Source organism: Janibacter cremeus, assembly GCF_013409205.1.
Lineage (GTDB): Bacteria > Actinomycetota > Actinomycetes > Actinomycetales > Dermatophilaceae > Janibacter > Janibacter cremeus.
Genome location: NZ_JACCAE010000001.1, coordinates 1,284,573 through 1,310,315, shown reverse-complemented (window position 1 = coordinate 1,310,315; position 25,743 = coordinate 1,284,573). Strand labels below are relative to the sequence as shown.

General features: G+C 71.0%; 21 protein-coding genes, 1 tRNA gene and 1 riboswitch. Of the genes, 9 read left to right on the top strand and 13 right to left on the bottom strand.

The features are described from left to right. Nucleotides 1-202 precede the first annotated feature (202 nt). Together BJY20_RS06155 and BJY20_RS06150 are read left to right on the top strand one after the other, a co-directional pair. Nucleotides 203-649: a MarR family winged helix-turn-helix transcriptional regulator gene (locus BJY20_RS06155; protein ID WP_246297119.1), complete on the top strand. Its 447-nt coding sequence runs from the start codon at nucleotides 203-205 to the stop codon at nucleotides 647-649. Then, entirely contained in the window at nucleotides 646-1,932 is a 1,287-nt protein-coding gene (locus tag BJY20_RS06150; RefSeq protein ID WP_185990714.1) for an MFS transporter, read from the top strand. Before BJY20_RS06155 ends, BJY20_RS06150 begins: the two co-directional genes overlap by 4 nt. 92 nt (nucleotides 1,933-2,024) lie before the next feature. Here BJY20_RS06150 and serC read toward each other — a convergent pair whose 3' ends face one another. Genes serC through BJY20_RS06135 form a run of 3 tightly spaced genes read right to left on the bottom strand, consistent with a single transcriptional unit; the run spans nucleotide 2,025 to nucleotide 5,174 of the window. After that, entirely contained in the window at nucleotides 2,025-3,146 is a 1,122-nt protein-coding gene (serC, locus tag BJY20_RS06145; protein WP_185990713.1) for a phosphoserine transaminase, read from the bottom strand. Nucleotides 3,147-3,180: 34 nt separating this feature from the next. Then, nucleotides 3,181-4,050 carry an LppX_LprAFG lipoprotein gene (locus BJY20_RS06140; protein WP_185990712.1) on the bottom strand — a complete coding sequence of 290 codons (870 nt, stop codon included), beginning with the start codon at nucleotides 4,048-4,050 and terminating at the stop codon, nucleotides 3,181-3,183. Between the two features lie 14 nt (nucleotides 4,051-4,064). Then, nucleotides 4,065-5,174 carry a citrate synthase 2 gene (locus tag BJY20_RS06135; protein WP_185990711.1) on the bottom strand — a complete coding sequence of 370 codons (1,110 nt, stop codon included), beginning with the start codon at nucleotides 5,172-5,174 and terminating at the stop codon, nucleotides 4,065-4,067. A gap of 166 nt (nucleotides 5,175-5,340) precedes the next feature. Here BJY20_RS06135 and BJY20_RS06130 point away from each other — a divergent pair, with 166 nt between their 5' ends. The 3 genes from BJY20_RS06130 (at nucleotide 5,341) to pdxH (ending at nucleotide 10,170) form a co-directional block, all read left to right on the top strand. Continuing rightward, a complete protein-coding gene (locus tag BJY20_RS06130; RefSeq protein ID WP_185990710.1) occupies nucleotides 5,341-7,323 on the top strand; it encodes an acyltransferase family protein in 1,983 nt (660 codons plus the stop codon). Beyond that, complete coding sequence (locus BJY20_RS06125; protein WP_185990709.1) at nucleotides 7,320-9,365, top strand: acyltransferase family protein; 2,046 nt, start codon at nucleotides 7,320-7,322, stop codon at nucleotides 9,363-9,365. The genes BJY20_RS06130 and BJY20_RS06125 overlap by 4 nt, the downstream gene beginning before the upstream one ends. Nucleotides 9,366-9,465: 100 nt before the next feature. Next, entirely contained in the window at nucleotides 9,466-10,170 is a 705-nt protein-coding gene (gene pdxH / locus BJY20_RS06120) for a pyridoxamine 5'-phosphate oxidase (protein ID WP_185990708.1), read from the top strand. Between the two features lie 280 nt (nucleotides 10,171-10,450). Here the strand turns inward: pdxH and BJY20_RS06115 are convergent, their stop codons facing one another. From BJY20_RS06115 to BJY20_RS06105, 3 genes are read right to left on the bottom strand one after another with little or no spacing between them, the layout of a single operon-like run. Further along, the gene (locus tag BJY20_RS06115; protein WP_185990707.1) at nucleotides 10,451-11,749 is read right to left on the bottom strand and encodes a hydroxyacid-oxoacid transhydrogenase; all 1,299 of its coding nucleotides are present in this window, start codon (nucleotides 11,747-11,749) and stop codon (nucleotides 10,451-10,453) included. A gap of 12 nt (nucleotides 11,750-11,761) precedes the next feature. Then, on the bottom strand, nucleotides 11,762-12,499 hold the full coding sequence (locus BJY20_RS06110; protein ID WP_185990706.1) for an SDR family NAD(P)-dependent oxidoreductase: 738 nt from the start codon (nucleotides 12,497-12,499) through the stop codon (nucleotides 11,762-11,764). Nucleotides 12,500-12,525: 26 nt separating this feature from the next. Next, nucleotides 12,526-13,284: a hypothetical protein gene (locus tag BJY20_RS06105; RefSeq protein WP_185990705.1), complete on the bottom strand. Its 759-nt coding sequence runs from the start codon at nucleotides 13,282-13,284 to the stop codon at nucleotides 12,526-12,528. Nucleotides 13,285-13,417: 133 nt separating this feature from the next. Between BJY20_RS06105 and BJY20_RS06100 the strand changes: the two genes are divergently transcribed. Continuing rightward, nucleotides 13,418-14,131: an iron dependent repressor, metal binding and dimerization domain protein gene (locus BJY20_RS06100; protein WP_185990704.1), complete on the top strand. Its 714-nt coding sequence runs from the start codon at nucleotides 13,418-13,420 to the stop codon at nucleotides 14,129-14,131. Nucleotides 14,132-14,264: 133 nt separating this feature from the next. Next, nucleotides 14,265-14,438, top strand: a riboswitch (cyclic di-AMP (ydaO/yuaA leader). Nucleotide 14,439: 1 nt separating this feature from the next. Further along, a complete protein-coding gene (locus BJY20_RS16415) occupies nucleotides 14,440-15,363 on the top strand; it encodes an NlpC/P60 family protein (RefSeq protein ID WP_185990703.1) in 924 nt (307 codons plus the stop codon). A 67-nt stretch (nucleotides 15,364-15,430) separates the two neighbouring features. Here BJY20_RS16415 and mnhG read toward each other — a convergent pair whose 3' ends face one another. The 7 genes from mnhG to BJY20_RS06060 all read right to left on the bottom strand — a co-directional run bounded on the left by mnhG (nucleotide 15,431) and on the right by BJY20_RS06060 (nucleotide 21,764). Beyond that, nucleotides 15,431-15,784, bottom strand: coding sequence for a monovalent cation/H(+) antiporter subunit G (mnhG, locus tag BJY20_RS06090; protein WP_185990702.1), 354 nt, complete (start codon nucleotides 15,782-15,784; stop codon nucleotides 15,431-15,433). After that, on the bottom strand, nucleotides 15,781-16,047 hold the full coding sequence (locus BJY20_RS06085) for an MrpF/PhaF family protein (protein WP_185990701.1): 267 nt from the start codon (nucleotides 16,045-16,047) through the stop codon (nucleotides 15,781-15,783). The genes mnhG and BJY20_RS06085 overlap by 4 nt, the downstream gene beginning before the upstream one ends. Next, nucleotides 16,044-16,622 (bottom strand): Na+/H+ antiporter subunit E, encoded by a 579-nt coding sequence (locus BJY20_RS06080; RefSeq protein WP_185990700.1) that lies wholly within the window; start codon nucleotides 16,620-16,622, stop codon nucleotides 16,044-16,046. The genes BJY20_RS06085 and BJY20_RS06080 overlap by 4 nt, the downstream gene beginning before the upstream one ends. Beyond that, nucleotides 16,619-18,253, bottom strand: a complete 1,635-nt coding sequence (locus BJY20_RS06075; RefSeq protein ID WP_221935254.1) for a Na+/H+ antiporter subunit D — start codon at nucleotides 18,251-18,253, stop codon at nucleotides 16,619-16,621. The genes BJY20_RS06080 and BJY20_RS06075 overlap by 4 nt, the downstream gene beginning before the upstream one ends. Then, complete coding sequence (locus BJY20_RS06070) at nucleotides 18,250-18,693, bottom strand: Na(+)/H(+) antiporter subunit C (protein WP_185990699.1); 444 nt, start codon at nucleotides 18,691-18,693, stop codon at nucleotides 18,250-18,252. Before BJY20_RS06070 ends, BJY20_RS06075 begins: the two co-directional genes overlap by 4 nt. Next, entirely contained in the window at nucleotides 18,690-21,512 is a 2,823-nt protein-coding gene (locus BJY20_RS06065; RefSeq protein ID WP_185990698.1) for a Na+/H+ antiporter subunit A, read from the bottom strand. The genes BJY20_RS06070 and BJY20_RS06065 overlap by 4 nt, the downstream gene beginning before the upstream one ends. A gap of 180 nt (nucleotides 21,513-21,692) precedes the next feature. Continuing rightward, a tRNA-Arg gene (locus tag BJY20_RS06060) sits at nucleotides 21,693-21,764 on the bottom strand. Between the two features lie 162 nt (nucleotides 21,765-21,926). Here BJY20_RS06060 and BJY20_RS16410 point away from each other — a divergent pair. Together BJY20_RS16410 and BJY20_RS06050 are read left to right on the top strand one after the other, a co-directional pair. After that, nucleotides 21,927-25,568, top strand: coding sequence for a DUF4011 domain-containing protein (locus BJY20_RS16410; protein WP_185990697.1), 3,642 nt, complete (start codon nucleotides 21,927-21,929; stop codon nucleotides 25,566-25,568). Next, on the top strand, nucleotides 25,561-25,740 hold the full coding sequence (locus BJY20_RS06050) for a hypothetical protein (RefSeq protein ID WP_185992661.1): 180 nt from the start codon (nucleotides 25,561-25,563) through the stop codon (nucleotides 25,738-25,740). The genes BJY20_RS16410 and BJY20_RS06050 overlap by 8 nt, the downstream gene beginning before the upstream one ends. Nucleotides 25,741-25,743 lie beyond the last annotated feature (3 nt).

Here is a 25,743-nt window from a genome sequence, read left to right as displayed (position 1 = left end):
CGATGCCCGGCTCACGACCCGGCCATGCGCGGATGACCCGGTCGTCCTCGGGCAACGCGGCCCGGGAAGGCTGAAGGGAGGGGAGGGTCACGTGGCTCGTCGCAGCGCGGACTCCCACCCCGGACTGCTGCTGGCCGGTCCTCACGGAATAGTTAGCACAGGTAATGAGTTGTGCTAACGTGATTCCCGCGAAAGGAGCCTCTTGACCCAGACCCCCACCCGAGCCCTCACTGCGAAGAAGGTCGCCGCCCTCAGCGAGGACCTGCGGTTGGCGTGCATGCGCATCAGCCGGCGCATCCGCTTCGAGGGCGCCGATGAGATCGCGCCCCACCAGTTCAGTGTGCTGGCCCGCCTCGAGCGTGGAGCGCTGACACCCCGAGCCCTGGCCGACATCGAGAAGGTCTCCGCGCCGAGCATGACCCGCACCGTCGGCTGCCTCGCCGACGAGGGCCTGGTCGAGCGGCACGACGACCCCGACGACGGCCGCCGCGTCCTCGTCGAGCTGACCGCCACGGGCCGCGCTTCCCTCCTTCAGATCCGTCGCCAGCGCGGCCGCTGGATGTCCGAGCGCGTGCAGGAGCTGACCGCGCACGAGCAGGCCACCCTCACCGACGCCGCCGAGATCCTGACGAGGATCGCCGCCCGATGAGCCCGACCTTCGCCTCCCTGTCCGTGCGCAACTACCGCGTCTACGCCACCGGTGGGATCGTCTCCAACACCGGCACCTGGATGGGCCGCACCGCCCAGGACTGGGTCGTGCTCACCATGCTGACCGACCACTCCGCGACGGCACTGGGCATCGTCACCGGCCTGCAGTTCCTGCCGATGCTGGCCCTCGCCCCGTGGGCCGGCTCGGTCATCGACCGCGTGCCCAAGCGGGCGCTGCTCATGGTCAGCCAGGCGATGCTCGGTCTGGCCGCCCTCGTGGGTGGCGTGCTCGTCGTGACCGGCACCGCCCAGCTGTGGCACTTCTACCTCATCGCCCTCGCGACCGGTCTGGCCACCGCCTTCGACAACCCGGCCCGCCAGTCCTTCGTCTCCGAGATGGTTCCGATGAACCGCCTGGCCAACGCCGTCGCGCTCAACAGCGCCTCCTTCAACCTCGGTCGCCTGGCCGGCCCGGGTGTGGCCGGCCTGGTCATCGCCGCCTTCGGGTCCGGCCCGGCGCTGCTGCTGAACGCCGCGTCCTTCGGTGCGGTGATCTTCGCGCTGACCCTCATGCGCACCAGCGAGCTGAGCCCGGCGCCCCGCGCCACCGGTCGTGGTGGCGTCCGGGAGGGGCTGCGCTACGTGCGCGGACGCCCCGACATCCAGCTCGTGCTGCTGCTCGTCTTCGTGCTGGGCACCTTCGGCCTGAACTTCCAGATGACGATCGCCCTGATGGCCACCGAGGTCTTCGACCGCGACGCCCAGGGCTACGGACTGCTCGGCACGATCCTGGCCATCGGCTCACTCAGCGCGGCGCTCTACTCCGCCCGGCGCAACCAGCCCCGCCTGCGGGTGCTGCTGATCTCGCTGACCGGCTTCACGATCGCCGCGACCGCAGCAGCCCTCGCCCCCACCTACTGGACCTTCGCCATCGCCCTCGCCGCATGCGGGGGGACGGCGCTCAGCGCGACGACCACCGCGAACGCGATGGTGCAGATGCGCTGCGACCCGTCGATGCGCGGACGCGTCATGGCGTTGTACATGGCGCTCTTCGTCGGAGGTAAACCGCTGGGCGCCCCGATCATCGGCGTCGTCGGCGACGTCCTCGGCCCGCGCTGGACAGTCGGCGTCGGTGCGATCGCGGTCGGCATCACGCTGGCCGCCGTCGCCCGCTGGATGATCAGGCACGAGAATGTCCGGGTGAGCTACTCCTACAGCCAGCGACCGCACCTGCGGGTCACCCGCCCGGCTCCCGAGGCCCAGGCCGAGGTCGCGGCCCGATGACCCCGCGCTTTCGTCGCAACATGACGCTCTTCGTGCTCTTCGCGCTCGTCATCGTCGCGGCCATCGCCGCGCTGGTCTAGGGTCCAGCGGCGTCAGAGTCGCTCGGCCACGTGGTCGATGCAGGCCAGCAGAGCGGAGACGTCATCGGGGTCGACCGCCGGGAAGGTCCCGATCCGCAGCTGGTTGCGTCCCAGCTTGCGGTAGGGGTCGACGTCGACGACCCCGTTGCGGCGCAACGTCGCCGCGATGGCGGCCGCGTCGATCTGCTCGTCGAAGTCGATCGTGGCGACCACCCGTGAGCGGGCCGCCGGGTCCGTGACGAAGGGGGTGGTGTGCGCCCCCTTCGCCGCCCAGTCGTAGATGCGGGCCGAGGAGTCGGCGGTGCGGGCAGTGGTGAAGCCCAGCCCACCCGACTCGTTCATCCAGCGCACCTGCTCGTCCATGAGCGCCAGCGTGGAGATCGCGGGGGTGTTGAGGGTCTGGTCCTTGCGGGAGTTGTCGATCGCGCTCGTCAGGGACAGGAAGGCCGGGACCCACCGGTCGGTGCCCGCGAGCTCCTCGGCCCGGGCGATCGCCGCCGGGCTGAGCACGGCGAACCACAGCCCACCCTCGGAGGCGAAGGACTTCTGCGGGGCGAAGTAGTAGGCATCGGTCTGCGTGATGTCCACGGGCAGGCCGCCGGCGCCCGAGGTCCCGTCGACGAGCACCAGCGCGTCGGGGTCGGCGCCCTCGGGACGCACGACCGGGGCCATGACTCCGGTCGAGGTCTCGTTGTGCGGCCAGGCGTAGGCGTCGATGCCCGCCTCGGCGAGGGGATGGGTCAACGACCCGGGCTCGGCCGAGCGGATGCTCGGCTCGGCGAGGAAGGGAGCGCGGGTGGCAGCAGCGGCGAACTTGCCGGAGAACTCGCCGAAGACCAGGTGCTGGGAACGCTCGCGGACGAGCCCGACGGTGGCGATGTCCCAGAACGCGCTCGCCCCCCCGTTGCCGAGGACGACCTCGTAGCCGTCAGGGAGGCCGAAGAGCTGCGTCAGCCCCTCGCGCAGGGAGGCGACGATCGAGCGCACCGGCGCCTGCCGGTGGGAGGTGCCCATGACACTGGTGGCGATCTGCTGCAGGTGCTCGACCTGCTCGAGGCGAACCTTCGAGGGGCCGGAGCCGAAGCGTCCGTCACGGGGGAGGAGGCCGATGGGGATGCGGATCTGGTCGCTCACGCCACGGATTGTCCCCCACGAGCGGCCGAGCCGGTCAGGGCGTCCCGGAATCCGGCACCTGGGCGATCTCGGAGGACTTCGGCTCGCTGATGTCCACCGGCTGACCCCACTCGCTGGCCGTCACCTCCGCGGAGACGTCGTTGGCCGAGAAGGACATCTTGCGGATGAGGTCGTCGCCATCGAGCCAGACGTCGTAGAGGATCTTCTCGGCCGTCCCGGGGGCCTTCTCCATGCCGAGCTCGGCCAGGGCCCGCTGCGAGTCGACGCTGGCGGTGTAGTGCGTCGTCTGGATCCCGCCGACCTTCTCCTTGCCCTTGATCCCGGCCTTCTCGAGCCCGGCCACGAAGGCATCGAGCTGGTTGCGCATGCTCAGGATCTGGATCTGCTGCAGGGTCTGCCCCACCATGGGGTTGTCGGAGTCCTCCTCGACCGGCACCCACTTGGGCGGCTGCGCGAGATAGTACTGACCGTCGACCAGCAGGTAGCCCAACTGCTGCCCACCCAGGTCGACATCCATGTCGAGGGCGTTGCGCGACAGGTCCTGGGCACCGCTGGCCGTGGCGTTCGTGGACTCGCCCATCCGGACCTCGACGTCGATGTGCACGGTCGGCGTCTCGTCGACGGCCGCCTCGAGCTTGCCGGTGAACTCCTCCGGGTCGAAGGGCTTGCCCGTGTCGGTCGGCGTCGATGACGACTCCTGGGGGGAGGTCGTCGAGGAGTCGTCGTCAGCGGATGAGCCGGACTGCGTGGCCTCGTCCTTGGACGTGGCCACCGACGACGTGGACGGCGCCGCCGGCGTGGACTCGTTCTGCGGCGCGGTCGGTCCCGGACCCGCACCACCGTCCGCGCACCCGGCGATGGTCAGGGCCAGGGCGGCGGCGAGCAGGGGCGGGGTCAGTCGCACGGTGTTCCTTCGGGTCAGGCGGTGGGCAGCTGGTCGAAGCCGGCGACGTCTGCGACCGCACGCGGGCCGGCTCCCACGTAGTTGCTGCTCGGGCGGATGAGGCGACCGGTGCGCTTCTGCTCCAGCACGTGCGCGGACCAACCGGCGGTGCGGGCGCAGACGAAGAGCGGGGTCATCATGTCGCCCGGGACCTCGGCGAAGTCCAGCAGGACCGCCGCCCAGTAGTCGACGTTCGTCTCCATCGTGCGGTCCGGGTAGCGCTCGGCCAGCTCGGCGATGGCGGCCTTCTCCAGCTCGAGGGCGACCTGGTAGCGGGGCGCGCCCAGACGCTTGCAGGTCTCACGCAGGACGGCGGCGCGGGGGTCGTAGGCGCGGTAGACGCGGTGCCCGAAGCCCATCAGGCGCTCCTTGTTGTCCAGCGCGTTCTTGACATACGTCGTGGCGTCGCCGGTGCGCTCGACACCCGCGATCATGTGCTGGGCGCGTGAAGGGGCGCCGCCGTGCAGCGGGCCGGACATCGCGCCGACCGCGCCGGAGAGACAGGCAGCAGCGTCGGCGCCGGTGGAGGCGATGACGCGTGCGGTGAAGGTGGAGGCGTTCATCCCGTGCTCGGCCGCGGACGTGAAGTACGCGTCGATCGCCTCGACGTGCTTCGGGTCCGGCTCGCCGCGCCACCGGATCATGAAGCGCTCGACGATGTTCCTGCCCTCGTCGACCCGTGCCTGCGGGACCATCGGCTCGTCCTGACCGTGCGCGGACTGGCCGATGAAGGACAGCGCCATGACCGACGCGCGGGCAAGGTCATCGCGCACCTGCGTGTCATCGACGTCCAGGAGCGGACGGAAGCCCCACAGCGGCGCGAGCTGGGCGAGTGCGGACTGGACGTCGACGCGGATGTCACCACTGTGCACCGGCAGGGGGAAGGGCTCGGCGGGCGGTAGCCCCGGGTCGAAGGAGTCGTCGACGAGCAGGCCCCAGACCCGACCGAAGGAGACCTTGCCCACGAGGTCGTTGATGTCGACGCCGCGATAACGCAGGGCGCCACCGGCCTTGTCGGGCTCGGCGATACGGGACTCGAAGGCGACGACGCCCTCGAGCCCGTGCTTGACATCGGTGTCGGACATTGTTGTGCCTCCAGTTCAGCGTCTGCAGCGCCCATTGTGCACTCTCGCCGCTGTGACGCACGCCCCTGTCCCTCTCGGAACCGACGGGTAGCATTCCCCGAGCCCCAACACACGGCGCGCCGCGACGGTCGGCGGAGGACGACGCACGAGACACGACAGGAGCGCGGTGGCACGCTCACGCCTTGGATACAGCCCGGCGCTGGACGGCGTCCGTGGCCTCTTCATGCTCTGCTTCATGGCCTACCACTTCGGAGTGGACCAGCTCGCGGGCATGTGGGTGTGCATCAACCTCTTCTTCGTCCTGTCCGCCTTCCTCATCACCCGGATCCTCGTGGAGGAGAAGGTCAGCCGCGGCGACATCGACGCGATCGCCTTCTACAAGCGCCGCGCCCGCCGACTGCTGCCGGCGCTCTTCCTCGTCCTCGGTTTCATCGTCACCTACGCCTTCCTCTGGGCCGACGAGACCGTGCGCCGCACCATCGGCGGCGACGTGCTGGCGACGCTCGGCTACGTCATGAACTGGCGCCTCATCGCCGAGGGCGACCAGTACTTCGGCACCCAGGGGGGCGCCTCCCCCCTTCGCCATGCCTGGACGCTGGCCATCGAGGAGCAGTTCTACGTCCTCGTCCCCTTCGTCATCCTCGCCCTCATGGTGCTCGCACGCTCGCGCCGCCTGATCACCCTCGTGCTGCTGCTCGGCGCAGTGGTGAGCGCGGTGTGGACCGCGGTGCTCGGCTTCCACGACGCCAGCGACTTCCCGCGCGTCTACTACGGGACCGATGCCCGCGCGCAGGCCCTCTTCATCGGTGCGGCCCTGGGTGTGTGGCTCGCCCCGGGCGCGAACGGCCGCGTCCCCACCTTCTCCCGGCCCGTGGTCACCGGCGCCGGGATCGTCGGCGTGGTCTCCAGCGTCGGTTCCTTCCTCCTCGTCGGGCCGTACTCGGGGTGGATGTTCAACGCCGGCGGCATGTTCTTCTTCGCGCTCGGCTCGGCGCTGCTCGTCATCGCCTGTGTCGACGCGCGCCCCAGCTGGGTGCACACGGTCTTCGGTTGGCGACCGCTGGCCCATGCCGGGCGCATGTCCTACGGGCTGTACCTGTGGCACTGGCCGATCTGGCTGGCCTTCGGCAACGGCCGTCTCAGCGACAGCGCGGTCGTGAACTTCGCGGTGTGTGCAGTGCTGACGGTGGGCGTCGCCCATCTCTCCTACACCTACGTCGAGCGTCCCATCATCGCGAAGGGGGTGCGTGGCCTCTTCCCGTCCGTGCGGTCCACGTCGGGCGCCACCGCGGCCGTCGTGACGCCGATCGTCGTCCTGGCCGGCACCGGCTTCGCCGTCGCGCAGAGCGCACCCGAGACCGCGGGCTCCCCACCGGTCGCCGCCGCGCCGGCCGGCCCGCCACCGACGGTCGTCGAGGGCCAGGCCGAGTACGCGCCGAAGGACCCGGCCCGCGTGGGCGTCTACGGCGACTCCGTCCCCTTCTACCTCGCTGACCGCTTCCCGGCGGGCGCCTTCCCCGGCGTCACCGTGCACAACTACGCCAAGGAAGGCTGCGACCTGCTCGCCGAGCCGATGAGCTGGGCGCCGGGCTTCCAGATGGGCAACCAGCCCGAGTGCGTCGCGCTGAAGGAGGAGTGGCCGCAGCAGTTCGAGCAGTCCGATGACGACGTCCTGCTGGTCTTCGCCTCGCCGCTGCTGGCCGTACCGCACGTCGTCGACGGCGAGCGGCTCTGGCTCGACGACGACGACTACCTCCAGCTGATCACCGACCGGCTCGACACGGTGCACGACGAGGCGATGGCTGCCGGCGCCGAGCAGGTGCAGCTCGTCAACGTCCCCTGCCGCAAGCCGGTCAAGGAGTCGATCCCCGAGGAGTTCCGCGTCGTCTTCGACTCCAGCCCGAAGATCGTGCAGGAGTACAAGGAGCCGGTGATGATCAACACCCTTGTCGAGGACTGGGCCGCGGGGTACGACGACGTCGAGCTGATCGACCTGCACCGGGCGCTGTGCTCGCAGGGCTACCAGGAGGAGATCGACGGCATCGAGGTCTTCAACGACTACCTGCACTTCTCGCCCGAGGCGACCCCGATGATCTGGAACTTCCTCCTCGGCCGGGTCAGCGAGAACTACCAGCAGGCGGGTTCATGAGCCTGACCCGCATCACCGGGGGGCTGACCACCTCGGCCGGTACGCAGCGGCTCGCGGCCCTGGACGGGTACCGCGGACTGTTCGTCGTCCTCGTGCTGCTCTACCACTTCGGGGTCACGGCGCTCGTCGGCGGCTGGGTCGGCATCAACCACTTCTTCGCCTTCTCCGGGTACCTGATCACGCGGCTGCTCATCTCCGAGTTCGCCAAGAACGGCACCATCGACGTCCTGCGCTTCTACCGACGGCGGGCCGAGCGCCTGCTGCCCGCGCTGCTCGTGACCTGCTCGGCGATCCTCGTCTCCGGCCTCTTCGCGGGGTCCGCCAACCGGCACCGCGACGCGGGCGACGTGCTCGCCACCCTGGGCTTCGTGCAGAACTGGCGCCTGGTCAGCCTGGAGGACACGTACTTCGAGCAGGTCGGCAACCCCTCGCCGCTGCGCCACGCGTGGACCCTCGGCGTGGAGGAGCAGTTCTACCTGCTCGTCCCGGCGCTCGTGGCGCTGCTCTTCCTTCTCTTCCGACGCAGTCGCACCGGTCGTCTCGTCGTCGTCGCCGCGCTCGCCCTGGCCTCCGCCTGGTGGAGCGCCCATCTCGCCGGCTCCGGGGTCGACTTCTCCCGCCTCTACTACGGCACCGATACGCGCGCGCAGGCCCTCCTCGTCGGCGCGGGGATGGCCGTTCTCCTGGGGCGGGACCATCGCGGACGACTGGGGCGGCGCCCTTCGCTCCCCGTGACGCAGGCGGTCGGCCTGCTCGGGTTCGTCATCTCCCTGTCCGCCTTCTTCATCGTGGGCCCGCGCAGCGAGTGGCTCTTCACCAGCGGCGGGATGCTCCTCTTCGCGATCGGCGCCGGGATGATGGGGATGACTGCTACCGACCCGCGCCCGATGCTGATCAACCGCATCGCCGGATGGCCACCGGCCGTGCTGCTGGGCCAGATGACCTACGGCCTCTACCTCTACCACTGGCCGATCCATCTCTGGCTGGGTCCGGTCCTGGAGGGGCTGCCCCTGGCCGTCTCGGTGGTCGTCCAGCTCGCGGTGACGGTCGGTGTCGCGTTCGTCTCCTTCAGGTGGCTCGAGGTGCCGGTGCTCCAGCACGGCTTCGGGGTGCTCCTGCCCGCCGGTCTACGCCGGCGCCCGGCTGGTCGTCGGGTGCGAGCCCGTCGCCGTGCCGGCACGCCCGTGTGGGCGGTCCCGGTGGCTGCGACCGCCGTGGTGGCAGTGCTCGCTGGGTTCACCTTCACTCGGCCGGTCAGCACGGCCGACCTCGACGTGCCGCCGCTGCTTGCCTCCGACGGCGAGTTCACGCGGGCCGACCCGCCGGTCGACATCGCCCTGCTCGGCGACTCCGTGGGGGTCTCCCTGGCCAAGGGCTGGCGAGGCGAGGACTATCCCGGCGTGGCCCTGAGCAACCAGGCCCGGATCGGCTGCGACCTCATCGACGCCCCGCTCATCGCGAACGGTGAGCCGATGCCGCAGTTCGATGGCTGCGACGAGTGGCGCGACGACTGGCCCGGGCAGGTCGAGGAAGCCGGCTCCACGAGCCTCCTGGTGCTCCCCGGCGTCCAGTTCATCGGCGAGCACGAGGTCGACGGCGAACTCGTCGAGTCGCGCAGCCCGCAGGCTGCCCGGCTGATCAAGCGCACCCTCACCGACATCGAGCAGCAGGCGAAGGGGGCCGGTGTCACCCACGTGCAGATCGCCACGATGCCCTGTCGGCAGGTCGACCCCAACAAGCTCGACCCCGCCCTGCGGCAGTTCGCCGGTCCGATCTCCGACCCGGCCAACATTGCCTGGGTCAACGAGACCGTCACCGCGTGGGCGAAGGGAGAGGGAGAGGGCGCCGACCCGACCGAGGGCGTCGAGCGCGAGCTCCTCGACCTGCACGGCGCGCTGTGCTCCGAGGGCTACACCGAGGAAGTCAACGACATCCCGCTGTACAAGGACACGGTGCACTTCTCACCGGCCGGTGCCGCGACGGTGTGGACGTGGCTGACGCCCAGAGTGGTCCGGGCGTCCCACCCCACCCACGCCGGCTGAGGGGCGTCTGGACCCACGTTGGCTGAGGGGCGTCTGGACCCACGTTGGCTGAGGAGCTTGCGCAGCAAGCGTCTCGAAGCCACAGCCGTACGCTGACGCCATGAGCGCTTCCCCCGACGGGATCATCCCGCGCACCCCGCCGAGCCCGGACCACGTCGACTACCCCGGCGAGGGCCTGGCCGAGGAAGAGGTGCCGGCTGCTCCCTTCGCCCTGGTGACGACGTGGATCGACGCCGCCCGCGCGCGGCAGGCAGGCCGCGGTGACGTCCCCGAGCCGCTGTCCATCGCGGTGGCGACGGTCGACTCGCACGGCCGGCCGGACGTGCGCACGGTGCTCATGCGCTTCCTCGACCCGACCGGTCCCGGCTTCGTCACCAACCTCGACTCGACGAAGTCCCGCCAGCTGCAGACCGCGCCGGTCCTCGCCGCGACGCTGACCTGGCCGTCGATGTTTCGGGCGATCCGCTTCCGTGGGCGGGCCGAGCAGGTCGGCGAGAGCGAGATCGACGCCTACTTCGCCGAGCGTCCGCGCGGCTCCCAGCTCAGCGCGTGGGTCTCGCACCAGTCCGCGCCGATCGAGGGCCGGGAGTCGCTCGAGCGGGCGTGGGCCGAGGTCGAGGCACGTTTCGAGGGCCAGGAGGTGCCACGGCCGCAGTTCTGGGGCGGCTGGCGGATCGTCTGTGACGAGCTCGAGGCGTGGGCGGGCCGCAGCAACCGCCTGCACGACCGCTTCCGCTGGACGCGCGTGGGTGACGGTGGCCTCGACGACGCGAGCGCCTGGCGGGTCGAGCGCCTGCAACCCTGACGCGGTCCGGCGCGTCCGCGGGCGACGGATGGTGCCCGTCCTTGGCGCGAAGTCCGCACGAGCAGGTACATCCGTCGCGTGAGTGCAGAGTGCGGACTTCGGCCTGAGTCGGACGGACACCACACATCGCCCGCTACCACTGGAGCGGGTGGAGGGTCGGGTTCGTCCGACTCAGGCCACCGCCCGGACCGTCACGACAAGGCTCGGGCCAGACCAACGAGTCCGGGCGGTGCGCCAAGGACGAGCGCGATCCTCCACCCACGGTCTACGAGCAGGCCACCTACCAGTGGTGCATCGACGCCCGGATGACTCCGGCGATGTCCTCCTCGGTGACCTGGCGCGGGGCGGTGGCGAGCAGGCGCTGCTGCTGCATCGTCCCGGAGACGATCCCGTCGACGTCCGCGTCGCCGTAGCCGATCTCCGCCAGGCCCGAGGGCTGGTCGATGTCGCGCATGAGCCGCCGCAGCACGGCCGACAGCCGCTGGGGAGCGGCGACGTGCGCATCGAGTCCCTGCGGGTCGAGCCAGGCCGCGGCCGTGAGGTGCCGCTCCGGGTTGGCGTCGAAGGTCATCTCGAAGGCCGCCGGTGCCGTTGACGCGACCGCCATCCCGTGCGGGACCATCGCCTCGCTGGCGTCGTACCCCGCGGGTCGGAAGTCGGAGCCGATGTCGTGGACGCGACCGGCGACCGGGTAGGCGTTGGCGTGCGGCACGTGCACGCCCGCGTTGCCGAAGCCCATCCCCGCGAAGGTCGCCGCCAGCGCCATGTCGGTCCGCGCCGAGTCGTCACCCGCGACCGCGGACCGGAACGCCCCGGCGAGCAGGCGCATCGCCTTCTCCGCGTACATGTCCGCGATCGGGTTGGACCCGCAGTAGGGCACCCGCTGGTCGGCGCTCTTGTGCTCGTAGCTCGAGTACGGCCGGGCGGTCCACGACTCGAGTGCGTGGCAGAGGATGTCCATCCCGGCCGAGGCGGTGACTCCGGGCGGCTGGGTCGCGGTCAGCTCCGGGTCGACGACCGCGAGGACCGGGCGCAGGCGCTCGTGGCTGATGCCGGTCTTGACCTTGGCTGCGAGCACGTCGAGGACGCAGATGGTCGTCGACTCGCTGCCCGTACCGGTCGTCGTCGGGACCGCGACGACCGGCAGCACCGGGCGCTGCGGTGCACGGCCACCCCCGACGGGTGCGTTGACGTAGTCCATCAGCTCGCCGGGGTTGCTGAGCAGCAGGGACACCGCCTTGGCCGTGTCGATGCTCGACCCACCACCGACGGCGACGACGACGTCGGGGCGGGGACCCCCCTTCGCCCGCTCGACCGCCGCGGCCAGTGAGGCGTCGCTCGGCTCGACCGCGGCCGAGTCGTGCACCTGCGCCGACAACCCGGCCGACCGCAGCGCCTGCGCCACCCGTTCCGGGTGACCGGTCGCGACCAGCTGGGGGTCGGTGACCACGAGGACGGTGCGGGCGCCGAGGGCGGCGATGTCGTGGCCGATCTCGTCGACGGCGCCGGGCCCGAACTTCAGTTTCGGTGCGGCATAGGTGAAGACGGACTCGGGGACCTTCGGTGACTGCAGTTGCATCTGCGTTCCTTCCTACTCCCGGTGGACCTTGTGCTGGGCGGCCTGCGCACGTGGCTTGATCACCATCAGGTCGACGTTGACGTGCGGGGGGCGGGTGGCCATCCAGGTGATGGCGTCGGCGACGTCCTGCGCGACGAGTGGCTCGGCGACGCCGTCGTAGACCCTCTCCGCGCGCTCGGCGTCGCCCTTGAAGCGGGTGAGCGAGAAGCCCTCCGTGTGGACCATCCCCGGCGCGATCTCGGTGATCCGCACCGGTTGGTCGACCAGCTCCAGGCGCAGCGTCTCGGTCATCGTGGCCAGGCCGTGCTTGGCGGCGGTGTACCCGGCCCCGCCCTCGTAGGAGATGCGGCCGGCGGTGGAGCCGACGTTGACGATGATCCCTTCGCCGGCGACGAGCGCGGGCAGCAGCGCCTGGACCATCCGCAGGGTGCCGATGACGTTGATCTCGTACATCGTGCGCCAGTCCTCGATGTCGGCCGTGGCGACCGGGTCGAGGCCGTACGCGCCGCCGGCGTTGTTGACCAGGACGTCGAGCCGGTCGCCGACCTGCGCGGCCAGCGCCGTCACCGAGGCAGGGTCCGTGACGTCGCAGGTGACGGCACGACCGTCGATCTCGTCGGCGAGCTCGGTGATCCGGTCGGTGCGGCGGGCGGCGCAGACCACTTCGTGGCCGGCGGCGGCCAGGGCGCGTGCGGTGGCGGCGCCGATGCCGGAGCTGGCGCCGGTGACGAGGGCGAGCGGACGGGGCATGGGGTCTCCTCGATGGCGAAGGGGGTTCAGGCTGCCGGGGCGGTGCCGGGGATGAGGTCGCGGGGGACGGCGATCCATGTCGCGGCAGCGCTCGCGAGCAGCCGGTCGCCGTCGTAGAGGGCGGTGCCCGACCAGCGCTTGCGTCCCTCCCGGCCGGTCGACCAGGCCAGCACGACGAGCTCGCGGTCCCGGGGCACCTCCTCGTGGACCGTCGTGACGAAGGTGCCCAGCAGCAGCGGGTCCTCATCGATCCCGCAGGCGAAGGCGCCCGGACAGTCGAGCGCGGCGAGGACGGGCGGCAGACCCCCTTCGTCCAGGGTCACGGGGGAGGCGAGCAGGCCGGGGCGCGAGTCGACCGGGCTGGCGTAGACGTGCAGGCCGTCGGGGGCGTCGGGGCCGCACACGTAGCAGCCGGTGAAGGGGTGCCCGGTGGGGTCGAACGCGGCGGCGGCGGTGCGGGCCTCCTCGAGGGTGACCGGGGCGGGGACGGCGAGGCCGGAAGGGCCTTCTGAGCGGTGCGCGGTCCCGAGCAGGGTCTCCTCGTGCAGCAGGTGGACGGCGAGCTCGTCGGGGTCGGTGACGTCGCCGTCGACCTCCCAACGCAGCGGGTGGTTCACGGGGGTGGGGGCGGTCAGGCGCACCGTCGCCGATAGCGCACCCCCCTCCGCCGGGACGAGGTCGTCGAGGCGCTCGACGAGCAGCCCGCAGACCCACCCACCGTTGCCGCACCCCGGAGGGCCGGCGCGGTGGTCGGAGACGGTCGTCGACAAGGATGTGGTGTGCACCACGCCAACCTATCGACCCGCCGAAGGGAGTCCAGCTGCCGGTGGCCGGCCCCGACGGCTCTGGCCGGCGCGGATGGCCGAACCGGTCTGCGGTCCGGGCCGAAGGCTGGACGGACAAGGCATGATGGGCCGTGTGAAGGATCTCATCGACACCACGGAGATGTACCTCCGCACGATCTTCGAGCTCGAGGAGGAGGGCATCCCTCCGATGCGGGCGCGCATCGCCGAGCGCCTGGGCCACTCGGGCCCGACCGTCTCGCAGACGATCGCGCGCATGGAGCGTGACGGACTCGTCAGCCTCGGGGCCAATCGTCAGCTCGTGCTCTCGGAGGAGGGCCAGAAGCTGGCGACGCGGGTCATGCGCAAGCATCGCCTGGCCGAGCGCCTGCTCGTCGACATCATCGGCCTCGACTGGGAGTTCGTCCACGAGGAGGCCTGCCGGTGGGAGCACGTGATGAGCGAGCGGGTGGAGCGCAAGATCCTCGGGATCCTGCCCGACCACCGCGAGTCGCCCTACGGGACCCCGATCCCCGGTCTGGACGAGTTGCTCAGCGGCGAGGACGAGGTCATCGACTACCTGGAGGGTCTGTCCAGCCTGAGCGAGATCGTGGAGCAGGACCTCACGGGGGACTTCCGCGTGCGGCGCATCGGCGAGACGGCGCAGGTCGACACCGACGCCCTGAGCCTGCTCACCGCTGCCCAGTTGCACCCCGGAGTGGTCGTCCAGGTCTCGGTCGACGACGAGGAGCGGGTGGTCGTCCAGCGTGACGGGGCGGACGCCGCCGACGCGGTCTCGCTGCCGCGTGGCGTCGCCGATCACGTCTTCGTGGAGTCCGTTGCACGGTGACGTCATGACCTCGCCCGGTGACTACCGTGACCTTGGCGTGACATGTCCGTGATCTCCATGTACCGTCGGGTCGTCCGCCTCCCCTGGGCGGATCCGTCGAGCGGCGCCGAGTCCTGCCACCGCGACTGACGGGCTTTGACGAACACCGCTTGGCAGGAGCGGGGGACCCACACCGGGGCATCGCAGATGCTCCTTGGGGTGAAGTCCCGCGGAGACACATCACCTCGGTGATGTGCCGCCACGGGACCGGGCCGCACCTCTGGCCCGAACCCGACAGCTGACCTCGTAGGCGGGAGAGGTAGAGAACTGTGTCCCACAACGTCGGGCGCCACCGCGCCCCCGGTCGCTACAACCCGGCCACCGAGCTCGGCCAGATCATCACCGAGGCCGGCACGCCGCTGGCCAAGGGTTCGGCCGTCCTCGCCGCCTCCGGTGGTCTCGTTGCCGCGATCGCCATCCCCGCGCAGGCCAGCCCCGTCGACACCACGGAGAGCGCGTCGCAGGTCGTCAGCGCAGTGCAGACCGGCGGGTCCGACCAAGCCGTCGTGGCCCTGGAGCAGAGCACTGCCGTGACCGCCCCGGCGGCGAAGTCCTCCGCGAAGGCGACCAAGTCCTTCGGCAAGGTCGGCGTCGAGCCGGTCGCCAAGCCGACCGGCCCCACCGAGGCGGAGCTGCGTGAGCGCGCCGAGCGCCAGGCCGCCGAGCGCGAGGCCGCCGAGCGTCAGGCCGAGGAAGAGGCCACCCAGACCGAGGCAGCTGCCCAGAGCGGAGCCGACGAGCAGGCCGAGGCGCGCCAGGAGTCGTCCCCGAGCCGTTCACAGGAGCGCCAGGCCCCCTCGGAGAGCAGCTCGTCGCAGTCCAGCACCTCGGCGCCCGCCCCTGCCTCGGCTCCGGCCCCGTCCTCCGGTGGCGTCATCGGCATCGCCAAGCAGTACGTCGGTACGCCCTACGTCTACGGCGGCAGCACTCCGTCCGGCTTCGACTGCTCGGGCTTCACCCAGTACGTCTTCGGCAAGGCGGGGAAGTCCCTGCCCCGCGTGACCACCGCGCAGCAGGCCGCCACCACCCCCGTGTCCAACCCGCAGCCGGGTGACCTCGTCTTCTTCGGGTCGCCCGCCTACCACGTGGGTATCTACCTCGGCAACGGCATGATGATCGACGCGCCCAGCAGCGGCAAGTCGGTCTCCGTCCGCCCGGTCTTCGGCGGGGTCTCCGGCTACGGCCGCGTCTGATCGACCTCCATGAAGGGGGCGAAGGGATACTCTCCCTTCGCCCCCTTCGTCGTGTCCGGGCGGGCGCTCATCGCTGCATGCGGCGGTAGGCCTCGCCCAGCTCGTCGATGTGGAGTAGGTCCTCCTCGGTGGTGCCGCTGCGGTAGCCGGCGCGGCCGAGCATGTGGGCGGCGACGGGGGCGGTCAGGCCCTGGGCGCCGATGACGATCAGCAGGGTGGCCACGGCGCCCCAGGTGCGCACGGTCAGGGCCAGTCCCAGGAGGATGAGCAGCAGGCCGAGGGTCTGCGGCTTCGTGGCGGAGTGCATGCGGGCGAAGAGGTCGGGCAGGCGGACCAGACCGACCGCGCCGATGAACGCGAGCAGGGCGCCGAGCAGCAACGAGATGGCGCCGGCGATGTCGAAGAGGGCGGTCCAGTTCACTCCGAATCCTCCTTCCGGCCCATGAAGCGGGCCACGGACACCGAGCCGACGAAGCCGGTGAGGCTGAAGACGACGAGGATCGGCAGCGAGGAGGCGTCCTCACTGCGCACGATCTGGGTGGCAAGGATGCCGGTGATGATGACGATGACGACGTCCAGGCACAGGGCCCGGTCGAGGTTGGTCGGGCCGAGTGCGACGCGGGTCAGGGCGAGGCCGGCGGCCGCGAGGAGCAGCCCCATGGCGATGCCGAGGATGATGCTCATGCGCTCTCCTTCCTGCTCGTGCCCATGACGGCCTCGAGCTCCTCGGCGGACCCGAGCGCGCGCACGACACGGGTCTCGACGTCGAGGACGTCCTGGCGCAGCTCCTCGAGCCCCTCGGGGGTGGTGACGTGGAAGCCGTGGACGTAGAGGACGTTGGCCGTGCGACGAGCCTCGACGACGATCGACCCGGGCACCAGGGAGACGAGTGCGGAGATGATCGTCATGTACAGCTCGTTGCGCACCCGCAAGTGCACCTCGACGATCGACCCGCCCCTGGGCGGACGGTGGTCCACCGTGGCGATGCTGACCTCGATCGCCGCGCTGACGAGGTCGACGAAGAAGCGGGCGGTCAGCACGAGGAGACGCCAAGGGTGGATCCGTCCGAAGTACTGGATCGACGGCAGCGGGAAGATCTGGGTGATCACCGCACCGATGATCAGGCCGTTGATGGCGTTGCCGAGGGAAATCCGGTCCCACAGCAGGACCCAGACGAGGGCGAGCGCGATGATCGCCCGTGGCTGGAATCCACCGCGGGTGCGCGAGGAGATGTGCTGGCCGATCCGGCGGGGGCTCATCGTCCCTCCTCCATCGGCAGCACGACCTGGACGTAGGAGTCGCGGGTGATCATCTGCTCCGCGGCCGCGTCCGTGTAGCGGAAGAGCGGCCCGGCGAAGAGGGAGAGCCCGATGCTGAAGGCGACCACGGCGGCTGCCCCGCCGAACATCGCCGGTGGCATGTCGCGGCGCACGGGGACGGCCTTGGTCGGGGGAGTGATCGGCGTCTGGGGGCGCTGGGCAACGACCGCGGCTCCGATGGCGTCACTGAGGCGACCCCAGGACGGGGTGAGCGCCGGCATCTCGAGCGTCTGGTGTTCCGTGCCCTCCTGGCGTGGCCGCCAGAAGGCATAGCTCCAGGTCTTGGCGATGGCGTAGAGGGTCAGCAGGGAGGTGACGACCGAGCCGATGATGAGCAGCCATGCCGCCGCCCCACCGACCTCGACACCGGCCTGGATGAGCGCGACCTTGCCGACGAAGCCGGAGAAGGGCGGGATGCCGGCAAGGTTCATCGCGGGGACGAAGAAGAGGAAGGCCAGACCGGGCGCGCCGGCCGCCAGCCCGCCGAGCCGGTCGATGATCGTCGACCCGCCGGCGCGCTCGATCAGACCTGCGATGAGGAAGAGCGCGGTCTGCACGGTGATGTGGTGGGCGACGTAGAAGACCGCTGCCGACAGCCCCGCCTCGGTGGCCAGCCCGATGCCGAAGAGCATGTACCCGATGTGGCTGACGAGGGTGAAGGAGAGCATCCTCTTGATGCCCGGTTGGGCCACGGCCCCGAGGATGCCGACGAGCATCGTCACCAGGCCGGCGCCCATGATCAGGTGCTCCAACGGGGAGTCGGGGAAGAGCAGGAACTGGGTCCGGATGATCGCGTAGACGCCGACCTTGGTCAGCAGGCCGGCGAAGACCGCGCTGACCGGGGCGGACGCGGAGGGGTAGCTGTCCGGCAACCATGCGGACATCGGGAAGATCGCGGCCTTGATCCCGAACACGGTGAGCAGCAGCAGCTGCAGGGCCAGCGCGACTCTCGAGTCGATGTCGGGCAGACGCACGGACAGCTGTGCCAGGTTGACCGTGCCGGCGGCCGCGTAGACGCCGGCGACGGCGACGAGGAAGAGGAAGGAGGAAACCATCGAGACGATGACGTAGGTGGTCCCCGCGCGGATCCGCGTGCCACTGCCCCCGAGGGTGAGCAGCACGAACGAGGCGAAGAGCAGCATCTCGAAACTGACGAAGAGGTTGAACAGGTCCCCGGCGAGGAAGGCGTTGGACACGCCGGCCGAGAGGACGAGGTAGGTGGGGAAGTAGATCGCCAGCGGGGAGTCCTCGTCACCGTCGGCGACACCCTGTCCGATGGCGAAGACCAGCACGGTCAGGATGACGAAGCTGCTCACGAGCAGCATCAGCGCCGAGAGCCGGTCGGCGACGAGGGCGATGCCCAACGGCTCGCTCCACGCTCCGAGCCACAGCGCCATCGGCCCGTGGGTGTGGGTGTGCCACATCAGCAGGATGGCGACGGCGAGGCTGGCGCTGAGCACCAGGAGGCTGATGGCGACCTGCGCCCGTGGGGAGCGACGGGCCACCAAGGCCAGGGCCGCGCCGAGCAACGGAAGCAGCACGGGCAGGGGGAGGGCGTTGACCATGCTCATGCGGTGGCGTCCTCCTCGTCTGCCTCGGTGGTGGACTGGGTGTCCGGGTCGTAGGTGCTCGACGTCTGGTCACGCTCCGCGAGCCGCTTGATCAGCTCGTCCTCGGCGTCGTCGGGCACGTCGTCGCTGCCGGTGATGCGCCACTGCCGGTAGGCCAGCGACAGCACGAAGGCGACTGATGCCAGCGCGATCACGATCGCGGTGAGCACCATCGCCTGCGGGAGGGGGTCACTCATCTCCTCCGGTGGGCGTGCGCCGACGAAGGGTGCCCCCTTCGCCGGGCCGGAGGCCACGAGATACAAGGTGGTGACGCCGTTGCTGGCCAGGACGAGGCCGAGCAGGACCCGGGTCAGGGCCCGCTCCAGCAGGAGGTACGCCCCGGCAGCAACGAGGACTCCGCCGACGATGACGAGGGTGAGGCTGGGTTCGATGGCATTCATGCGGCGATCCGGTCCTCCTCGGTTTGGCGGTCCACGCCGGAGCCGAGGGAGCGCACGACGTCGAGCGCGAGCCCGGTGACGATGAGGTAGACGCCGATGTCGAAGATCAGCGCGGTGACGAAGGTGACCTCGCCCCAGATCGGCAGGGTCACGTCCACGACGTAGGACTGCAGGACGGTCCCACCGAAGGCGAGGGGGAGCAGCGCGGCGATCGCGGACACGGCCAGGCCGGCCCCGAGCACGGCGCCGGCGTCCACGGGGGCGGCGTGGTCGAGCTCGTAGCGGCCACCCGCGAGGTACCGGGCGAGTAGTGCGAGCCCGAGGGTGAGGCCTCCCGCGAAGCCACCACCGGCTTGGTTGTGCCCGGCGAAGAGCAGGTAGAGCGACAGCGCGATCATCACGTGGAAGACCAGTCGGGTGGCGGTCTCGAGGATGACCGAGCGGCGCTCGCGGGAGACGGTCGAGGCGACCGTCTTCTCGTAGTCACCACGCCGGGTCCAGGTGCGCTCGATGTCGTAGGAGCGCAGGAAGACGAGGCTGGCGATGCCGGTGGCTGCGGCGACCAGGACGGTGATCTCGCCGAGGGTGTCCCAGGCGCGGATGTCGACGAGGGTCACGTTGACGACGTTGCGGCCGTGACCGAAGTCGTAGGCCGCCTTCGGGAAGGCCGTGGAGATCGGCGCCTCGAGCCGTGCGTTGGCGGCGACGACGGTCAGGATGCTCACTGCGGCGCCGAGGCTGCCGGCGAGCACCATGCGCCAGTACCGGCGCCAGGGGTGGCGGGTGCTGCGGGGGCGGGGCCGGAAGTTCGTGGGCAGCTTGCGCAGGACGAGGACGAAGAGCACGAGCGAGAAGGTCTCGACGAGGATCTGCGTCAGCGCCAGGTCCGGTGCGCCGTGCACCTGGAAGAGCACCGCGAGCCCGTAGCCGGTGAGCCCGACGAACATCACCGACTGCAGGCGGTTGCGCGAGCGGACCGCGAGGATCGTGGCCGCGATGATGAAGAGCGCGACGACAGCTTGGGTGATGGTGTCCCACATCCGCACCGACGAGCCGGACAGGGTGGTGGCGGCGACGATGCCGGGCAGGAGGATGACCACGCCGAAGATCGTGCCGAGGTAGGTCGGCAGTGACCCGCCCTGCGAGAGAGCGGTGACCTCGACGGCGAAGCGGTCGAGGGCACGCATGAACCGCTGATAGACCCGCTCGGCGTCGACGATGCGCGGCAGGGCGGCTTGCATGCGGGCGAAGGGGGCTCGCCAGACGAAGAGGAGCGCACCGCCGGCGATGGCCAGGGCGGACAGCCCGAGGGCGGGGGTGAAGCCGTGCCACAGGGCGAGCTCCTCCGGCGTGCTGCCGGGCAGGGTCTCGACGTGCGGAGCGAAGGTCTCGGTGAGCCAGCCGCCCATGAAGCCCTCGACGACGGTCAGGGTGGCGAGGACCACCGGGGCGATGAGGAGCGCGTTCGAGGCGGCGAAGGGGGTGGGGCTGGGGGCGGCGCCCGTCGTCGACTTCGTGATGAACGCGCCCCAGAGGAAGCGCAACGAGTAGGCGGCGGTCAGGATCGAGCCGAGCCCGAGGCCGAGGACCAGGAAGGCGCCGCCCCAGGCGCCCAGGGGAGAGTCGATGGATTCGACGGACGCGGCGAGGGCGGACTCCTTGGCGACGAAGCCGATGAGCGGCGGCAGACCCGCCATCGAGGCCGCCGAGATCGTGGCCGCGATGGCCAGCACCGGCAGGCGCCGGCCGAGGCCGTGCAGCTCGGTCAGGTCACGGGTCCCGGTTCCTTTGTCGATGATGCCGACGGTGAAGAAGAGGGTGGACTTGAAGAGCGCATGCGAGAGGACGAGTGCGACCGCGGCCAGCGCCGCGGCCTTGCTCCCCACTCCCGCCAACGCGGTCATCATGCCCAGCTGGCTGACGGTGCCGTAGGCGAGCAGGAGCTTGAGGTCGTCCTGCCGCAGGGCGCGCCAGCCGCCGATGAGCATCGTGCCGATGCCCAGTCCGATCGTCAGGACCCGCCATCCGGGGGTGGCGGCGAAGACCGGGGCCAGCAGCAGGATCAGGTAGATGCCCGCCTTGACCATCGAGGCCGCGTGTAGGTACGCGCTGACCGGAGTCGGTGCGGCCATCGCGCCGGGCAGCCAGAAGTGGAAGGGGATCTGCGCGGACTTCGTCAGGGCACCGACGAGGACGAGCAGGACCGCGGTCGTCGTCAGGGTGTCGGCAGCGGGCGGGTCGGCGAGCAGATCGCTGATCGTGTAGGTGGAGGTCTCGCCGAGGATGATGGTGCCGACGAGCATGGCCAGCCCGCCGAAGGTGGTCACGAGCAGTGCCTGCGTGGCCGAGCGACGGTTGGCCGAGCGCACCGGGTTGTGTCCGATGAGGGTGTAGCTGAAGATCGTCGTCAGTTCCCAGAAGACGTACAGCGCCAGCAGGTTGTCGGCGAGGACGAGGCCGAACATCGCGCCGGCGAAGGCGATGAAGACGCCCGTGAATCGCCAGAGGCTGGGGTCGTCACGGCGGAAGTACCAGGCGCAGTAGATCAGGGAGAGGGCGCCGACCCCGGTGACGAGCAGGCCCAGCAACCACTGCAGGATCCCGAGCTGGAGGGTGAAGTCCATGCCGAGCGAGGGCACCCACTCGACGTTCTCGGTGATGACGCCGCCGTCGGAGATGGTCGATGTCTGGGCGAGCAGCCACGCGAAGGCCACGCCCGGCACGAGCGCCAGAACCAGGAAGGAGCGCCGGTCGATGAGCTTGGCCAAACCGGGCGCCACCACTGCCGCCACGAAGTGGGCGAGCAGCAGCAGGGTCACGAGGGCCTCTCGAGGCGGTCCGGGGACGGGATCCCAGTTTACTGGCTGGCGACTTGGTTCTTGAGGTCGGTGCTCACGAAATTCTCCGCCCGGCACGCAGGGTGACGGCGTTCAGTGTGCCTGGCCCCCGAAATTTCGTTGGTCAGGTGCGCACAACGCCGTACGCACTGCTGGGTGCGGCGCCCCCGGCTGGAATCGAACCAGCGACACCTTCTTTAGGAGAGAAGTGCTCTTCCCCTGAGCTACGGAGGCCTGACGCCGAAGCGCCTGAGACAGGGTAACTGCCCTCGGGGTGGTCGTGGGCACCGCCGAGGCCGCTCCCGTCGCCGTCGAGGCGGTTCCGCTGCGGCGAGGCCTGCTTCATCGGTCTCGTCCTCCCGATGAATCGACCCGGTCGTTGTTAGCGTTGCCTCCGTGACCGAGCAGCCGACGACCCCCGCCCCGGTCCCGGCCGCCCTGACCTCACTGCGCCGGGAACTCTCCGATCTCGGCGGGCCCAACACCCTCATCTGGCCCGCCCGCGACCCGCACGTGGTGGACCTGAGCGCCGCCCACCCGGGCGGCGTCGCCATGCTGCTCGCCGGCCGCGACGCCCGCCTGTCCGACCTCGTGCGCGAGCCGGGTGCCCTGCTGCGTGCACAGCGCCACGCGGCGCGGCTCAGCGAACACGTCGACGCGATCGAGGAGGAGCACGGGGTACGTACCTGCTTCCTGGCGATGGGCTCGGCCTCCTGGGACGTCCCCGGACAGGACGAGCAGCCGATCGCTCCGATCCTGCTGCGTCGGGCCGCCCTGCGTCGTCTGCGCCCCGGTCCCGACTTCGCCCTCGACCTCGCCGACCGTGTCGAGCTCAACCCGGCCCTGCTGGCCTATCTGCGCGGCTCGCTGCGCCTCCACCTCGATGGCGACGAGCTCGTCGCCCTCGGTCGCGGTGATGGCCCCGGATTCAACCCCACCCCCGTCTACGATGCCCTGCGGGAGCACTGCGCCGACCTGCCGGGGCTGCAGATCACCCCACGCATCGTCATCGGCTCCTTCCCCTACGGCAAGGCCGAGGCGCTCGCCGACATCACCGCACTGTCCGAGCCGGACCGCCTGACCGAGACCGCCCCCCTTCGCGCGCTGCTGACCGGGCGGCCGATCACGCCGGCGCGCGAGCCCCGCAGCACCGCCGACACCGCGGTCAGCGACGTGACCGCCGACCAGCAGGCCGTCCTCGACCGGGTCGCCGCGGGGGAGAGCCTCTTCGTCGACGCACCTCCCGGCACCGGCGCCGCCCGCCTGGTGGCCGCCACGATCGCCGCTGCCACCGCCCGCGGCCGCAGCGTGCTGCTCCTGAGTGAGAAGACCGCGCCGATCGGCGGCGTCCGCGCTGAGCTGGAGCGTGTCGGCCTGTCCGACCTGCTGCTCCAGGTGAGCGATCCCGCTGCCGAGGTCGATCCGACCGCGGTCACCACCCGCTGGCCGGCCCGCCCGCCGGAGGGGGAGGGCCACTTCGCCGCGCCCGGCCGTCGTGCCGGCGAGGCCGCCCGACTGCTCGAGGGCCACACCGAGGCGACCCACACCAAGCGTGAGCCGTGGGGTGTGTCCATCGCCGACGCCCACGACGCGATGGTCACGCTGGGCACCCGCCGCCCGGCACCGCGCTCACGCGTCCGCCTCACCGGGGCGACCCTCGAGGCCATCGACCCCGCCGGTCGTGACGCGCTCGTCGTCCAGCTCACCGGCGTCGCGAAGCGCCGTGCCTGGCGACCCGGTCGTCAGGAGCAGCCGTGGGCCGGTGCCCGCATGCACACCCACCACGACGTCGACGACGTGCTCGCCGCCCTCGAGCGGCTCCGTGGGGACGAAGGGGGCCTTGCCCGCCTGCGCAGCACCGTCCGCACGGTCTTCGCGGACATCGCCGAGCCCCGGGCGGCCTGCCCGGCCGACTACGGCCGATTCCTCTCCGGCATCGAGGAGATCAGCGACACCCTCGAGGTCTTCCGCGCGGAGGTCTTCGACACCCCGCTGGACGACCTGCTCGCGGCGACCGCCCCCGCCGGGTCGGCCAGTGGCCGCGAGCCACTCGGCGTCTTCGAGCGGCGACGTCTGCGCCACCAGGCGAGCAAACTCCTGCGCCCGGGACGACCGCCTGCAGACGTGCACGCTGCCCTTGCTCTGGCAGCTACGCAGCGGCGCAGCTGGTCGCGCCTGACCGGTGGCGGTGGCCGACCGCGGATCCCGACCGACATCGACCGGGCACACGGGGCCTACGAGCGCGTGTACGCGGACCTGACCCACCTGGGTGCGGTCCTCGCCGACACCCCGGTGGGTGGCCGGTTGCTCGACACCCCGTGGGATGAGCTGGAGCGGCGCCTGGACGATCTCGCCAAGGACACCATCGGTGCCCGCGCCATCCCCGAGGTCATCGACGACCTCGATGACCTGCGTGCGCGCGGTCTGGGCGAGCTCTTCGACGACCTGGCCGCCCGACGCGTCGATCCCGCCGATGTCGGCGACGAGGTGCGATTCGTCTGGTGGGGCTCCGTGCTCGCCGAGGCCAGTCGTGACGAGCGCTACGGCGAGGTCTCCGGCGACGACCTCGACAACGCGCTGCGCACCTTCGTCGAGGCCGATCGGGCGAGCCTGGGTGCCAACGCCGCCCGTATCGCCCTGCGCCAGCGGGAGCACTTCCACCGGGTCGGTCGCGGGATGCGTCCCGTGGCCCGCGAGGTGGCCGCCGTCGAGGCGGGCACGTTGCCCGGCCCGCCGTGGAATGCTGTCGTCGAGCGCTGGGGCGGCCTGCTCCGGGCCGCCGCACCCGCGTGGGCCATGGCCCCCTTCGTCGTCGGACAGGTGTTGCCGCTGCGCGAGCGATTCGACCTCGTCATCGTCGACGACGCCTCCAGGACCACGCTGGCCAGGGCGTTCTCCGGCGTCGCCCGCGGCAGCCAGCTGCTCGTGATCGGTGATCGCGGCCAGCTGCCGCCGCGGGTGTGGAGCGCCGACGGCGGAGTGGCTGTGGCCGCCGCGCCGAAGCAGTCCCTCGCCGACCTCGCCGCGCAGGTCCTGCCGACGCAGCCCCTGCGCGACAGCGCCTACCCGCGTCCGCGGGTGACGCCCCGACTGGGCAGCTCCGCCGCCGGAGAGGTCGTGCACCCGCCCACGCCGCGTGGGCGCGAGGACGTGCATCTCGTCCACGTCGACGGCAGGGGCGTCCTCGACGAGCGCACCGGGCTCGTCGAGACCACCACCTCGGAGGTCGAGGCGGTGCTGGCGCTGGTACGCACCCACTTGCAGAAGCACTCGCGCCGCTCGCTGGGCATCGTCGCCTTCTCACGACGCCATGCCGACGAGATCGTCCACGCGATCGCCGAGCTGCTCGCCTCGGACCGGGCTCTGGCCGCGGCGGCAGCTGCGCTCCCGGAGCCGCTGATCGCCAAGAGTGCCGATCGGTGGCAGCGGGAGCAGCGTGACCGGGTCATCGTCTCCGTCGGCTTCGGCCGCACCCCCCAGGGGGCGCTCGTCAATCACCTCGGTGCCCTCAGCGGGCCGCTCGGGGAGCAGCTCGTCCTGCTCGCCGCGACCCGCGCGCGGCGCACCGCGACGTGGGTGACGACGTTCTCCCGGAGCGATTTCAAGGACAACCCCGACCAGGCCGGCCACCGCGCACTGCGTACCCTGCTGATGAGCATCGAGGAGGATGAGCCCCGGCCCGAGGCCGCCGCCGACGAACTCAGCCCCCTGCTCGCGGGCTTCGTGGAGCGCCTGCGCGCCAGCGGACTGGTCGTCCACACCGATGTGGGCGAGGGCGAGCACCGGATCGACATCGCTGTCGCGGACCCCCGGGACACATCACGGCTGCTCGTCGCCGTCGACGTGGACGGACCCGGCTACGCGGGACTGGCATCCACCCGCCAGCGCGACCGGATCCTCGTCGAGCGCCTCCTCGACCTGGGCTGGCACCACCTGCGGCTGTGGGCGGTCGACATCTTCGCCGACCCCGCCCGACAGGAGGCACAGGTGCAGCGGACCGTCCGCCGGGCGATCGAGGATGATGAGCAGCATGGGTGACGAGGACACGACCGGCGCGCAGGAGCCGACCGAGCGCGCGAAGCCGCGTGTGCGGCGCCGACGCCCGGACCAGACGAGCGACGACACCGATCGTGGCTGGGGCGAGGTCCCGGTCGACGACGACGCGCATGACCGCTGGCTGCGGGAGCAGCGGCCGCCGCACTGGGAGTAGCTC